This window comes from Streptosporangium nanhuense (assembly GCF_059358815.1).
Genome location: NZ_JCADBG010000002.1, coordinates 280607 through 292863, shown reverse-complemented (window position 1 = coordinate 292863; position 12257 = coordinate 280607). Strand labels below are relative to the sequence as shown.

General features: G+C 71.2%; 12 protein-coding genes. 6 read left to right on the top strand and 6 right to left on the bottom strand.

Annotated features, from left to right (window positions below):
• Positions 1 to 35: 35 nt before the first annotated feature.
• Genes AC5L38_RS06215 through pyrR form a run of 3 tightly spaced genes read right to left on the bottom strand, consistent with a single transcriptional unit; the run spans position 36 to position 2862 of the window.
• A complete protein-coding gene (locus tag AC5L38_RS06215; protein ID WP_495241783.1) occupies positions 36 to 1355 on the bottom strand; it encodes a dihydroorotase in 1320 nt (439 codons plus the stop codon).
• The gene (locus tag AC5L38_RS06210) at positions 1355 to 2284 is read right to left on the bottom strand and encodes an aspartate carbamoyltransferase catalytic subunit (RefSeq protein ID WP_495241782.1); all 930 of its coding nucleotides are present in this window, start codon (positions 2282 to 2284) and stop codon (positions 1355 to 1357) included. The genes AC5L38_RS06215 and AC5L38_RS06210 overlap by 1 nt, the downstream gene beginning before the upstream one ends.
• Complete coding sequence (gene pyrR / locus AC5L38_RS06205) at positions 2281 to 2862, bottom strand: bifunctional pyr operon transcriptional regulator/uracil phosphoribosyltransferase PyrR (protein ID WP_495241781.1); 582 nt, start codon at positions 2860 to 2862, stop codon at positions 2281 to 2283. Before pyrR ends, AC5L38_RS06210 begins: the two co-directional genes overlap by 4 nt.
• A 329-nt stretch (positions 2863 to 3191) precedes the next feature.
• Between pyrR and AC5L38_RS06200 the strand changes: the two genes are divergently transcribed.
• The 4 genes from AC5L38_RS06200 (at position 3192) to AC5L38_RS06185 (ending at position 7194) form a co-directional block, all read left to right on the top strand.
• Entirely contained in the window at positions 3192 to 4436 is a 1245-nt protein-coding gene (locus tag AC5L38_RS06200; protein WP_495241780.1) for an arginine deiminase, read from the top strand.
• A 181-nt stretch (positions 4437 to 4617) separates the two neighbouring features.
• On the top strand, positions 4618 to 4893 hold the full coding sequence (locus tag AC5L38_RS06195) for a hypothetical protein (RefSeq protein ID WP_495241779.1): 276 nt from the start codon (positions 4618 to 4620) through the stop codon (positions 4891 to 4893).
• A 458-nt stretch (positions 4894 to 5351) separates the two neighbouring features.
• On the top strand, positions 5352 to 5846 hold the full coding sequence (bldD, locus tag AC5L38_RS06190) for a transcriptional regulator BldD (protein ID WP_329424589.1): 495 nt from the start codon (positions 5352 to 5354) through the stop codon (positions 5844 to 5846).
• Positions 5847 to 6063: 217 nt separating this feature from the next.
• Positions 6064 to 7194 (top strand): PP2C family protein-serine/threonine phosphatase, encoded by a 1131-nt coding sequence (locus AC5L38_RS06185; protein WP_495241778.1) that lies wholly within the window; start codon positions 6064 to 6066, stop codon positions 7192 to 7194.
• Positions 7195 to 7396: 202 nt separating this feature from the next.
• Here AC5L38_RS06185 and AC5L38_RS06180 read toward each other — a convergent pair whose 3' ends face one another.
• Both AC5L38_RS06180 and AC5L38_RS06175 read right to left on the bottom strand, forming a co-directional pair.
• Positions 7397 to 7843 carry an SAV_6107 family HEPN domain-containing protein gene (locus AC5L38_RS06180; RefSeq protein WP_495241777.1) on the bottom strand — a complete coding sequence of 149 codons (447 nt, stop codon included), beginning with the start codon at positions 7841 to 7843 and terminating at the stop codon, positions 7397 to 7399.
• 633 nt (positions 7844 to 8476) lie between these two features.
• Complete coding sequence (locus AC5L38_RS06175; RefSeq protein WP_495241776.1) at positions 8477 to 9289, bottom strand: L,D-transpeptidase family protein; 813 nt, start codon at positions 9287 to 9289, stop codon at positions 8477 to 8479.
• A gap of 119 nt (positions 9290 to 9408) precedes the next feature.
• Here AC5L38_RS06175 and AC5L38_RS06170 point away from each other — a divergent pair, with 119 nt between their 5' ends.
• Positions 9409 to 9885: a YbaK/EbsC family protein gene (locus tag AC5L38_RS06170; RefSeq protein ID WP_495241775.1), complete on the top strand. Its 477-nt coding sequence runs from the start codon at positions 9409 to 9411 to the stop codon at positions 9883 to 9885.
• A 402-nt stretch (positions 9886 to 10287) separates the two neighbouring features.
• Positions 10288 to 10836: a GNAT family N-acetyltransferase gene (locus AC5L38_RS06165; RefSeq protein WP_495241774.1), complete on the top strand. Its 549-nt coding sequence runs from the start codon at positions 10288 to 10290 to the stop codon at positions 10834 to 10836.
• Positions 10837 to 10974: 138 nt separating this feature from the next.
• Here AC5L38_RS06165 and metF read toward each other — a convergent pair whose 3' ends face one another.
• A complete protein-coding gene (gene metF / locus AC5L38_RS06160; protein ID WP_495241773.1) occupies positions 10975 to 11907 on the bottom strand; it encodes a methylenetetrahydrofolate reductase [NAD(P)H] in 933 nt (310 codons plus the stop codon).
• Positions 11908 to 12257 lie beyond the last annotated feature (350 nt).

Sequence of the window (12257 nt, the reverse complement as noted above, 5' to 3'; positions counted from 1 at the left end):
CGCGGCGGTCGCCCGGGGGCGGCGGACGGGAGCCCTCACGTGAGCTTTCCGTCCAGGACGGTCGGCCTGCCGCGCAGGAAGGTCGCCACGACGCGGCCGGGCAGCGTCAGGCCCTCGTAGGGCGTGTTCCGGCTCTTGGAAGCGTAGCCCGCCGGGTCGACCTCGGCACGCACCGACGGGTCGTAGAGGGTGATGTTGGCCGGGGCCCCGGCCTCGATCGGCCGCCCGTGTCCCTGGAGCCTGCCGATCCTGGCCGGGGCGACGGACATCCGCTCGGCGACACCGGCCCAGTCGAGCAGCCCCGTGTCCACCATCGCCTCCTGGACCACGGCCAGCGCCGTCTCCAGGCCGATCATGCCCATGGCCGCGGCGGCCCACTCGGTCTCCTTGTCCTCGACCGGGTGCGGGGCGTGGTCGGTGGCCACGCAGTCGATCGTGCCGTCGGCCAGGGCCTCGCGCAGCGCCTCGACGTCCGCGCGGGTGCGCAGCGGCGGGTTCACCTTGTAGATCGGGTTGTAGGAGCCGACCGGGGAGTCCTCGACCAGGTCGTCGGTGAGCAGCAGGTGGTGCGGGGTCACCTCGGCGGTGACGTCCCAGCCCTTGGACTTGGCCCAGCGGATGATCTCCACGGAACCGGCCGTGGAGACGTGGCAGATGTGCAGGCGCGAGCCGACGTGGGCGGCGAGCAGGCAGTCGCGGGCGATGATCGCCTCCTCGGCGACCGCGGGCCACCCGGTCAGGCCCAGCCTGCCGGAGACCGCGCCCTCGTTCATCTGCGCGCCCGCGGTCAGGCGCGGCTCCTGGGCGTGCTGGGCGACGACGCCGTCGAACGCCTTGACGTACTCCAGGGCGCGGCGCATCAGCACCGCGTCGGAGACGCACTTTCCGTCGTCGGAGAAGACCCGGACCCGCGCGGCGGAGTCGGCCATCGCGCCGAGCTCGGCGAGGCGCTCGCCGCCCAGGCCGACGGTGACGGCGCCGACGGGCTGCACGTCGCAGTGGCCCGCCTCCTGGCCCAGGCGCCAGACCTGCTCGACGACGCCCGCGGTGTCGGCGACCGGCTCGGTGTTGGCCATGGCGTGCACGGCGGTGTAACCGCCGAGCGCGGCGGCGCGGGTGCCGGTGTCGACGGTCTCGGCGTCCTCGCGGCCCGGCTCGCGCAGGTGGGTGTGCAGGTCGACCAGGCCGGGCAGGGCGATCAGGCCCTCGGCCTCGACGGTCTCGCCGCCGGTCAGCCCCCGGCCGATCTCCACCAGCAGGCCGTCGCGGATCAGGATGTCGGCCGGCTCGCCGCCGAGGATCCTGGCGCCCCTGATGACGATGCCGTCACGCGTGGCCCCGATGCGGTCGTTCATCAGATCTCTCCCCCGAGGTCGGCGCCGCCGAGCAGCAGATAAAGGACGGCCATGCGTGCGGTCACACCGTTGGCGACCTGCTCGACGATCGTCGAGCGCGGCGAGTCGGCCACCTCGGCCGCGATCTCCATGCCCCGGTTCATCGGGCCGGGGTGCATCACGATGGCGTGGTCGGGCATCTTGGCGACGCGGTCGCGGTCGAGCCCGTAGCGGCGGCTGTACTCCCGCTCGGTGGGGAAGAACGCCGCGTTCATGCGCTCGCGCTGCACGCGCAGCATCATCACCACGTCGGACTTGGGCAGCACCGCGTCGAGGTCGTACGAGACCTCGCACGGCCAGGAGCCCACCTGGACCGGGAACAGGGTCGGCGGGGCGACCAGGGTCACCTCGGCGCCGAGCGTGGCCAGCAGCAGCACGTTGGAGCGGGCCACCCGGCTGTGCAGCACGTCGCCGACGATGGTGATCTTCCTGCCGTCCAGCGGGCCCAGGCGGCGGCGCATGGTGAAGGCGTCGAGCAGGGCCTGGGTGGGGTGCTCGTGGGTGCCGTCGCCGGCGTTGACGACGCTGCCGCGCACCCAGCCGGCCAGCCGGTGCGGCGCGCCCGAGGCGCCGTGGCGGATCACGACGGCGTCGGCGCCCATCGCCTCGAGGGTGAGCGCGGTGTCCTTGAGCGACTCGCCCTTGGAGACGCTGGAGCCCTTGGCGGAGAAGTTGATGACGTCGGCCGACAGGCGCTTGGCGGCGGCCTCGAAGGAGATCCTGGTCCGGGTGGAGTCCTCGAAGAAGAGGTTCACCACCGTGCGGCCCCGCAGGGTGGGCAGCTTCTTGATGGAACGTTCCGAGATCTTCGCCAGCTCGTCGGCGGTGTCCAGGATGAGCAGGGCGTCGTCGCGGGTCAGGTCGGCCGCGGAGATCAGGTGCCGCTTCATCGGTCGTCCTCCTTCAGCAGCAGGACCGCGTCACGGCCGTCGTTCTCCTCCAGGTAGACCTTCACGCTCTCGGACTTGGAGGTCGGCAGGTTCTTGCCCACGTAGTCGGGGCGGATGGGCAGCTCGCGGTGCCCCCGGTCGACCAGGGTGGCGAGCTGCACGGCCTGCGGGCGGCCCAGGTCGTTGAGGGCGTCGAGGGCGGCGCGGACGGTGCGGCCCGAGTAGAGGACGTCGTCGACGAGGACGACCACCCTGCCGTCGATGCCCTCGGCGGGCAGCTCGGTGCGGCCCAGCGCGCGGGCGGGGCGCAGCCGGAGGTCGTCGCGGTACATGGTGACGTCGAGGGAGCCGACGGGCACCGTGCGGTCCTCGAACTGCTTGATGTGGGCGGCCAGGCGGCGGGCCAGGTGGACGCCGCGGGTGGGGATGCCCAGGAGGAGGACGTTCTCGCCGCCCTTGGTGCGTTCGAGGATCTCGTGGGAGATGCGGATGAGGGCCCTGTTGATGTCGGGCCCCTCCAGCACGGCGTGCGCGTTGCCCGGCGCATGCGGGAGCGAACGCGAAATGGCCTCGGCCAAGGAGAAACACCACCTTTCCCGCCTCACGGGACGGGTCTTAAAGGAAGTCAACGCCCTCACGGTACCAGCCGGGTGAAAACTCGCCCGAACAGGGGTCCGCCCCGCGAACGCCGAAGATCCGCCCGGCGATCTTCTCAAAAGAGGATAAATATCACGATCTTCGCTGACTTCCCCTTGGTTCTTTCGGGTATGCGCTTTACATCCGTACCAAGGCGAAGCGTGACGATCACGCCCCGGGCGCGGCCGGTCCGGCGGCCTCGTCGCCGGTCCCGCCGCCGGAGGCGCCCGTCACCGGACGCACCAGCCGTACCAGCCGCGAAGGAAGAGAAATGGCCTTTCACGTCGACTCCGAGGTCGGCCGGCTCCGCCAGGTCCTGCTGCACAGGCCGGAACTCGCCCTCAAACGGCTCACGCCGTCGAACAAGGACGACTTCCTCTTCGACGACGTGCTGTGGGTGCAGCGCGCCGTGGAGGAGCACGAGGAGTGGCAGAGGCTCCTGGTCGACCAGGGCGTCACCGTCTACATGCTCTCCGACCTGCTCCGCGAGACGGTCGAGATCCCCGAGGCGCGCAAGCACATCCTGGACGGCGTCGCCGACGAGCGCTACTTCGGCCCGATGGCCGTCGACGCCATCCGCAACGCGCTGGACTCGATGGACTCCGTCGTGCTCCAGCGCTATCTCACCGGCGGCATCACCAAGCGCGAGATGGTGGAGATGGGCACCGACCCCAAGAGCCTCGCCTTCCACACGCTCAAACCGGACGACTTCGTCCTGCCCCCGCTGCCCAACCACCTGTTCACCCGCGACACCTCCTGCTGGATCTACGACGGCGTCTCGATCAACGCGATGCGGAAGAAGGCCCGCCGCCGCGAGACCGTCAACATGGAGGCGATCTACCGCTACCACCCGGCCTTCGCGCCCGGCTACGACCGGCCCGGCGAGGGCGGCTACAACGTCTGGATGCCCGGCATCCCCGCGGCTCCCGCCACCATGGAGGGCGGCGACGTGCTCGTCATCGGCCGGGGCGCGGTGCTGGTCGGGATCAGCGAGCGCACCCAGCCCCAGGCGGTCGAGATGCTCGCGCGCAGCCTGTTCAAGCGAGGGGCGGCGACGAAGATCGTCGCGCTGGACCTGCCGAAGGCGCGGGCCTTCATGCACCTGGACACGGTCATGACCAACGTCGACGTCGGCGTCTTCACCAAGTTCGCGGGGCTGGGCATGCTGCCCTCCTACACGGTCGAGCCCGGCGACAACGAGAAGGAACTCAAGATCACCGACCATCCCCCGGAGGACATGCACCGGGCCATCGCGCGGGCGATCGGGCTGGACGACATCAAGGTCCTCAGCGCGAAGCAGGACGTGTACGCCTCCGAGCGGGAGCAGTGGGACGACGGCTGCAACGTGCTGGCCCTGCGTCCCGGCGTGGTGGTGGCCTACGAGCGCAACACCACCACCAACAACCACCTGCGCGAGAACGGGATCGAGGTCATCACGATCCGGGGCAGCGAGCTCGGCCGCGGCCGGGGCGGCCCGCGCTGCATGAGCTGCCCGCTCGAACGCGACGGCGTCTGACGCCCCTCCTCCCGCGGGGCGGACCCTCGACCGGGAGCCGGAACCCGGCGGGGAAACGCGACGCCCTCCTCCCGCGGGGCGGACCCTCGACCGGAAGCCGGAACCCGGCGGGGAAGCACGACGCCCCTCCCCCGCTGGGGCGGACCGTCACCGCACAGGCCCGGTGGAGGGGGAGGAACGGATGGCCTCCCTGACTCGCCGCCTGCTCCGTACCAAGCCCGCCGAGCAGATCGTCGCCGAGGGCGGCCACGGCGAGGGCGGCGAGTTGCGCAGGACCATGACCCTGTGGCAGCTGCCCCTGCTCGGCGCCGGCGTCACCCTCGGCACCGGCGTCCTCGTGATCCTCGGCCTGGCCGGCGTCACCTGGCCGGCCTTCGGGATCTGGACGGCGGCCGGCCTGCTCGCCTGCTTCCTCCACGGCCACCGCCACTCGCGCCTCGGCCGGGGCGCTCGGTGACCGGGGCCCGGCGGGCGGCTCGAACCGGCGCGCGGGCACGCTCGCGGCCATACGAGACCGTCGCGCCGGGTATCGCTCGCCGCCGCGCCTTTCAAGATCATACGCCTGTCGCGGGGGCCGGGAACGACGTCCCCTCGGATCCCGGATAAGAGGCGGAAATCCCGCGGAAGTGCCGGAAAAACCTGAGGTTTCGCGACGTGGGGTAGGACAAGTGCGGCGTTTGAGGCGGATCCCACCGGACCGGATTCGACATCTTTTTTCCAATCAGCTTGACCTTAGGCGCCCACAGCTTTACCGTCACTGTCCGTAACCACACCTCGTGGCGTTATCGGGCGAACCCCGACGCATCGGTCACCGAAGGTGCCTACCCCGGGCGCCAACCCGGTGAACGGGGCATAAGTTGCGAGGTAGCACAATCAAGTTGAGAGCACCACATAACAGAGCCGGGGGGCCACACCATGCCGTCTGAGTACGCCAAGTCGCTGGGTGCACGACTCCGCGCCATCCGCACCCAGCAGGGCCTGTCCCTGCACGGAGTCGAAGAGAAGTCCCGCGGGCGCTGGAAGGCGGTCGTCGTCGGCTCCTACGAGCGTGGCGACCGTGCCGTCACCGTGCAGAAGCTTGCCGAACTGGCTGATTTCTACGGGGTGCCGGTCTCGGAGTTGCTGCCGGGAGGTGCCGCTCCCAGCCCCCTGGGCCCGACACCGAAGCTTGTGATCGACCTTGAGCGTCTCGCCCAGCTCCCCAAGGAGAAGGCGGGCGCGCTCGCCCGTTACGCGGCCACCATCCAGAGCCAGCGTGGCGACTACAACGGCAAGGTGCTGTCCATCCGCCAGGAGGACCTGCGCTCCCTCGCCGTGATCTACGACAAGTCCCCCAGCGAGCTCACCGAGGAGCTCATCAGCTGGGGCGTCCTGGACCCGGAGGCTCGCCGAGCCGTCGAGTCCTTCTGACGACCCCTGACCGGTCGTGGGTGCGCCGGAACCGGCGTGCCCACCCCGCAGAGATTCCCGACTCTCAGCAGAACGTGCTCTTCGTCCCGCCCCTGGCCACCGCCATTGTGGTAGGAAAAGGCAAACATGCGTTTAGCGAGATGTGGTGGTCATGGCTTCGGGAGATGATCGGCTCGATCACTCTCGATCAAGCCGGAAGAACCGCCTCGGCGCCGTCATGGCGTCCCTGGGATCGACCAAGACTCGCGCCTTCCTGCGGTTGCTGACCTCGATCGGCACCACCAAGACCCAGGACGCCCTGAAACTCCTGCCGTTCGTCGTCATGGCCGTGGTCGCCCTGATCGACTTCGGCTCGGGCCCCACGGCCGGCCTCCTGCCGCTGCTCGCCCTCGGCCCGGCCTTCGCCAGCGTGGCGTGCGGCCTGGCCCGTACCACGGTGGTCGGCGTCGTCGCCCTGGTGCTGTGCTTCGCCCTCGGCCTCTACAACGACATCCTCTGGATGCCCCGCACCGACATCACCCTCCTCGCCATCCTCGGCGTCACCGTGGCCAGCGTGCTGGCCAGCGCCGGGCGGCTGCGCCACGAGCAGCAGCTCGCCGACGTGCGCTCGGTGGCCGAGGCCGCCCAGCGGGTGCTGCTGCGCCCGGTGCCCCGCCGCGCGGGACCGGGCATCGGCGTGGCCGTCTCGTACACCTCCGCCACGGCCGAGGCCAGGATCGGCGGCGACCTGTACGAGGTCGTCACCACCCCGCACGGGGTGCGGATCATCGTGGGAGACGTCCAGGGCAAGGGCCTGGAGGCCGTGGAGACGGCCGCCGTGGTGCTCGGGGCCTTCCGGGAGGCGGCCCACGACGAGAGAACGCTCCAGGGCGTCGTGGCGCGCCTGGAGAACGCCCTGACCCGCGAGCTGTCCGGCGAGCAGTTCGTGACCGCCGTGCTGGCCGAGATCAGCGGCGGTTCCACCATCACCGTCATCAACTGCGGCCACCCGGCGCCCATGGTCCTCGACGCCGAGGGCGGGATCTGGTTCGCCGACCCGCCGGACGAGGCGCTCCCGCTGGGCATGAGCGCCCTCAAGGCCAGCGAGCCGCAGCCGCACCACATCCCGTTCGAGCCGGGCGACCAGGTCCTCTTCTACACCGACGGGGTCATCGAGGCGCGCGACGGGGAGGGCGAGTTCTACCCGCTGCTGGAGCGGGCGCACCTGCTGGACGGCGACGACCCCCAGGGCTCGCTGGACGCCCTCCGCGCCGACCTGCTCGGCCACGTGGGCAGGCCGCTGGGCGACGACGCCGCCATGCTCCTCCTGCGCCACCGCGCCGCCCGCCAGAACTCCACGGCGGCGTGAGAGCGGCCCGCACGGGAACGGCCGGCGTGGGGACGAGCCGCGCATGAACGGGCGGCCCGGGGACGAATGGCCTGGGGGCGGGCGACGCGAAAAACGTCCCCGTACGTCCCGTGCCTGACCGGGAGGACCGGTGGCACCGGGACGTACGGGGACGGCGCCGGTGAGCCCGGGCGGCGACCCCGAACGGGAGGCCGCTCCGGCTCTAACCGGCTAGAGGGACTTGGCCGGGGAGCATGGGCTGGCTCGGCACGCCGAGCAGTTTCTCGACGGTGGTGACGAAACGCTCCGCCTCGGAGAGGAGCTCCTCCGCGTCGCGCGAGGACACCGTGCGGGTCAGGCCCGCCTCGGCGGCGGCCCGCTTGGCCGCGCTCGTCTCGAAGTAGGGTGCCCACTCGGCCAGGCGGGGCTCGGCCTCGGGCAGCAGCTCCCAGGCGCTGCGCAGCCTGCGCCTGCGGCCCTGCATGGGACGGGGACGGGCCGCCAGGACGGCAGCGGCCGCCCTGAGCGCGGCGAGGTGGGCCGCGACGTAACGCGCGGCGGAGGTCCGGGCGGCGGCGGCCTCTTCGAGGCAGTCGCGCGCGTCTGTGAGGTGCGCCCGCACCGTGGGGGACAACCGGGGCCCACCGGAATCGCTGAGCCGAGGGGTCATAGTGCTTCAGCCTCCTTGGTCGCAAGCGGCTCCGGCGTTTTCACCGGCGGTATCACACTCGCAGACCCCACCGACAAATCCACCGGACGGCCGGACGAGGAGCTTCCCCTCTCCCCGCCCGTCCTGACCTGGCCCGATCGTCTCCGCCGACGACGTGAACCTGATCGGCCGCCCTTGGACACGAGCCGCGAGCCCCGTGTCATCACATCGAACATAAATTCGATCACTAATACTGTCAAGTAAAACGGCGAACAAAAGTTCGATCTTCGGGTGTGTGAGCGCGCGAAAGGCCGTCGGAAGATCGACGTGTGAGCGCGCGGAAGACCCCACGGGAGATCGGCGCGTGAGCGCACGAAGGAGCACCGGGAGATCGAGGCGTGAGGACATACGAGGCCCCGGGAGAAGGCGCGTAAGGACACACGAAGCCCCGGGAGATCGGCACGGGAGCGTGCGAAGGGCCATCGGAAGGCCGACACGTGAGGACGCGAGGGCGCGTGAGGGCGCGTGAGGGCGCGTGAGGCCCGGAGAGATCGGCACATGAGTCAACACGAAAGGCCCCGGGAGATCACCGCCTCCCGGGGCCCGGTTCACGACCGGCGGGCTCAGTCCCGCCGCGTCGCCGGTTCCACCGCCCTAACGGACGAACCTGCCCCGGACGTGCACCGGGACTCCCGCGCCGAGCAGGCCGGGAAGGACCTCCGCCACGTGCATCGGCAGCCGTACGCAACCGTGGGAGGCGGGCGCCAGCGGCACGGAGAGCGCGCCGTGGAAGGCGATGCCCCCGTTGAAGAAGATCGGGTTGTAGAGCTGGCCCAGGTAGGACTTGTGCCAGCCGTCCCTGCGCCAGGTGGTCTTGTAGTCGCCCGTCGGCGTGCGGGCGTCGCCGCAGAACCGCTGGGACCTGCCCTCCCAGGTGGCCGTCTCGCAGTAGGAGATCCCGCTGCCCGAGGAGGTGTGGCTGATCAGCTTCACCGCACCGCCGACGTAGAGGACCATCACCTGCTTGGCGAGGTTGACCTCCACCCGGGTCGGCTTCCCGTTGGGAACGAGCACCTTCGGCGCCAGCGGGGCCTCCAGAGCGTTCCAGGTCCTGCGCGCCACGGTGCTGGTCGGGGTGACGCCGTTGACCTTCTGGAAGGCCCAGACCGCCGCGAGGGTCGCCCCGCCGTAGCGGCCGTCGATCCTGCCCGGGGCGTAGCCGAGCTCGGCCAGCCGGGTCTGGAGCACCTTCACCGCGGCGCCCTTCGCGCCGAGCTTGAGCGTCTTGCCCGGGGCGGCGAACGGGCTCGCCCCCGTCGCCGTGACAGCCGTGACGGCCGTGACGGCCGGGGAGGCCGAGGTCTGGGCCGCGGCGGCGCCCGCGGAAAGGGTGACGCCCGCGGAAGAGAGGAGTACGGCCCCCGCCGTCATCAGCGCGGCCACTCCCCGCCGCTGTCCAACCCCCACTTTCAATCAACTCCTCATATCACTATGGATCGGGTCAAGGGACCATAGCGCACGGCTTCCCCGTGCAGGACGCCGGTTATAAAGCGGCAATCAACGGTCAATCTGTTTAGAGTGGCCGCGTGCCAGAAAAGTTGCATCCGAACATCGAGAAGGTCGCCGCCGTCCTGCGCGAGCACGACGTTCCCGGCGAGATCGTCATCTTCGCGGAGGCCACCCCGACCGCCGCCACCGCGGCCGCGCAGCTCGGCTGCGAGGTCGGCGCCATCGCCAACAGCCTGATATTCGACGCCGACGGCGAGCCGCTCCTGGTGCTGACCAGCGGGGCCCACCGGGTCGACACCGACCTGATCGCCAGGACGGCGGGCGTGGCGAAGGTGAAGCGCGCCGACCCCGCCTTCGTACGGGCGGCCACCGGCCAGGTCATCGGCGGCGTCGCCCCGATCGGCCACCCCGCGCCGGTCAGGACCCTGGTCGACACCTGGCTGGGCAAGCACGAGGTCGTCTGGGCCGCCGCCGGCCATCCGCACACCGTCTTCCCGACCTCCTTCGAGGAGCTCGTCCGGATCACCGGCGGCGACCCCGTCGAGGTCGAATGACCGCTCCCCGGGACGCCTGAGCGCCGCACTCCCGAGACGCCCGGGACTCCCCGGGACGCCCCGCGCACGAGCCGCTCGACCGCGAGACGCCGCACCCCCAGATGCCGTACGCACGGGGCCCGCGACCACGGGACGCTCGCGAGGCCCCGCATCCGTAAGGACCCCGGCCGCGAGACGCCGTGGCCATGGCACGGTGCCGGGGGCCGCACGCCGTCGCATGAGCCGCGAGGGGCCGGTCAGGCTCCTCGCGGGCGGGTCAGGCTCCTCGCGGGCGGGTCAGGCTCCTCGCGGGCGGGTCCGGCGGCGGGCGGGAGCGGCCGGGAAACCCCGGGGCGGGCACCGGGCACCACTCCCGCCCCTCGCGCCGACCCGCGCCACGTCCGCCCTGCTAGGGTGCGACGCGTGATCGGACTGCGACGGATCGGCCCCGACGAGTTCACGCTCCGGCTGGACGCGGTCCTCCGCGTCTACACCGACGCGATGAACCCGCCCGCCGACCAGATCGCCGGGCGCAGGCTCATCATGGGAAACCACGCCACCCATCCCGCCTTCACCTGCCTGTTCGCCGAGCTCGCCGACGGCACGCCGGTGGGCATCGCCTACGGCTTCCACGGGGTTCCCGGCCAGTGGTGGCACGACGTGGTCAGGCGGGCCCTCGTGGAGAGGCACGGCGAGGGCAGCGCCCGCGGCTGGCTGGGCAACGCGCTGGAGCTCGCCGAGATCCACGTCCACCCCGACTACCAGGGGAAGGGCATCGGCCGGGCGATGATCACGGGTATGTGCGCGGGCCGCCTGGAGCGCACCGCCGTGCTGTCGACCCGCGACCGGCCCACCGCGGCCCGGCACCTCTATCGGAGCATCGGCTTCGTGGACCTGCTCACGCAGTTCGTCTTCCCCGGCGGGCACGAGCGCTACGCGATCCTCGGGACCCCGCTGCCGCTGGGCGGCTGAGCCACCGGCCGGCGACTCCGGGCACCCGCCGGCGGGACGCCCGTCTCCCGGGCGCACCGCGTACGTCCGCGACGAGCCCCGGCGGCCGGGCCCTGCCGGAGAAGGTCACCGGGTGCCCCCGCCGGGGGCACGACGGCGTCAGACGGACAGCGGAGCGGGCTGCGACGTGTGGTCGAGGGCCTGGAAGACCTCGCGGGTCGCGCTGGAGCGGTTGAAGGTGATGAAGTGGATGCCGGGCGCGCCCTCGTCGAGCAGGGTCTGGCAGAGCTCGGCGGCGTGCTCGATGCCGAGGCTGCGCACGGCGGCCGGGTCGTCGGCGACGGCCGCGAACCTCTCGGCCACCTCCGGCGGGAACGGCGCCCCGGAGAGCTGCTCGGACCTGGCGATGGTGCTCATCTGCGTGACGGGCATGATGCCGGGGATGATCGGCGTGTCACAGCCGCTGGCCGCCACCCGGTCGCGCAGCCGCAGGTAGTCCTCCGCGCGGAAGAACATCTGGGTGATCGCGTAGTCGGCGCCCGCGCGGCACTTGCGCACGAAGTACTCGGTGTCGGACTCGATCGAGGCCGACCTGGGGTGCTTGTACGGGAAGGCCGCCACGCCCACGCAGAAGTCGCCGGACTGGCGGATGAGCCGGACGAGCTCCTCGGCGTACTGGACGCCCTCGGGGTGGCGCACCCACTCGCCCGTCACGTCGCCGGGCGGGTCGCCCCGCACGGCGAGGATGTTGCGCACGCCCGCTCCCGCGAAGCGGCCGATCAGGTGGCGCAGCTCGCGGACGGAGTGGTTGACGGCGGTGAAGTGGGCCACCGGGGTGAGCGTGGTCTCGTGGGCGAGCCGCTCGACGATGTCGACGGTGCGGTCGCGGGTGCTGCCACCCGCGCCGTAGGTGACGGACACGAAGGTGGGGTGCAGCGACTCCAGCTCGCGGACGGCGCGCCAGAGCTGCCGCTCCCCCTCGTCGGTCTTCGGAGGGGAGAACTCGAAGGAGAACGAGCGGGCACCGGCGGCGAGGAGCTCGCGGACGGTGGCGACACGATCGGGGAGGACAGATGCGCGACCCAGAGCCATGGGGCAAGGATACTTCCCCGGCCGCCCGGCTGCCCGATCAGATCATCTCCACGGCCCGCAGAACGGCCTTGTGACAATTAGTGCGCAAAACACCACCCCTCTAGATCGAAATGTCCTCTTGGACCGTTAATCTCATTACCTGACCTCCTCCCGCCACCGAAGGCGGGGGATTCCAATTTTCATAGATTGGGTTTCCTGCCTCGTCGCCAGTCGCAAGGAACCCGGAGGTGTCGTGCCCCACATCGGCTCCACAGGCGTTCCACCTCTCCACCGGCCGCCTCCCCACCGGGCCGGCGGAGAGGATCTTGTCGATCATGCGTACGGTGGTCGATGTGTCATCACCGCCGGTC

Excerpts from the sequence above, each read along its gene's own strand:
- AC5L38_RS06180 (WP_495241777.1), bottom strand. The coding sequence starts at position 7,843 with ATGACCCCTCGGCTCAGCGATTCCGGTGGGCCCCGGTTGTCCCCCACG.
- AC5L38_RS06215 (WP_495241783.1), bottom strand. The coding sequence starts at position 1,355 with ATGAACGACCGCATCGGGGCCACGCGTGACGGCATCGTCATCAGGGGC.
- AC5L38_RS06195 (WP_495241779.1), top strand. The coding sequence starts at position 4,618 with ATGGCCTCCCTGACTCGCCGCCTGCTCCGTACCAAGCCCGCCGAGCAG.
- AC5L38_RS06200 (WP_495241780.1), top strand. The coding sequence starts at position 3,192 with ATGGCCTTTCACGTCGACTCCGAGGTCGGCCGGCTCCGCCAGGTCCTG.
- AC5L38_RS06185 (WP_495241778.1), top strand. The coding sequence starts at position 6,064 with ATGGCGTCCCTGGGATCGACCAAGACTCGCGCCTTCCTGCGGTTGCTG.
- metF (WP_495241773.1), bottom strand. The coding sequence starts at position 11,907 with ATGGCTCTGGGTCGCGCATCTGTCCTCCCCGATCGTGTCGCCACCGTC.
- AC5L38_RS06210 (WP_495241782.1), bottom strand. The coding sequence starts at position 2,284 with ATGAAGCGGCACCTGATCTCCGCGGCCGACCTGACCCGCGACGACGCC.
- bldD (WP_329424589.1), top strand. The coding sequence starts at position 5,352 with ATGCCGTCTGAGTACGCCAAGTCGCTGGGTGCACGACTCCGCGCCATC.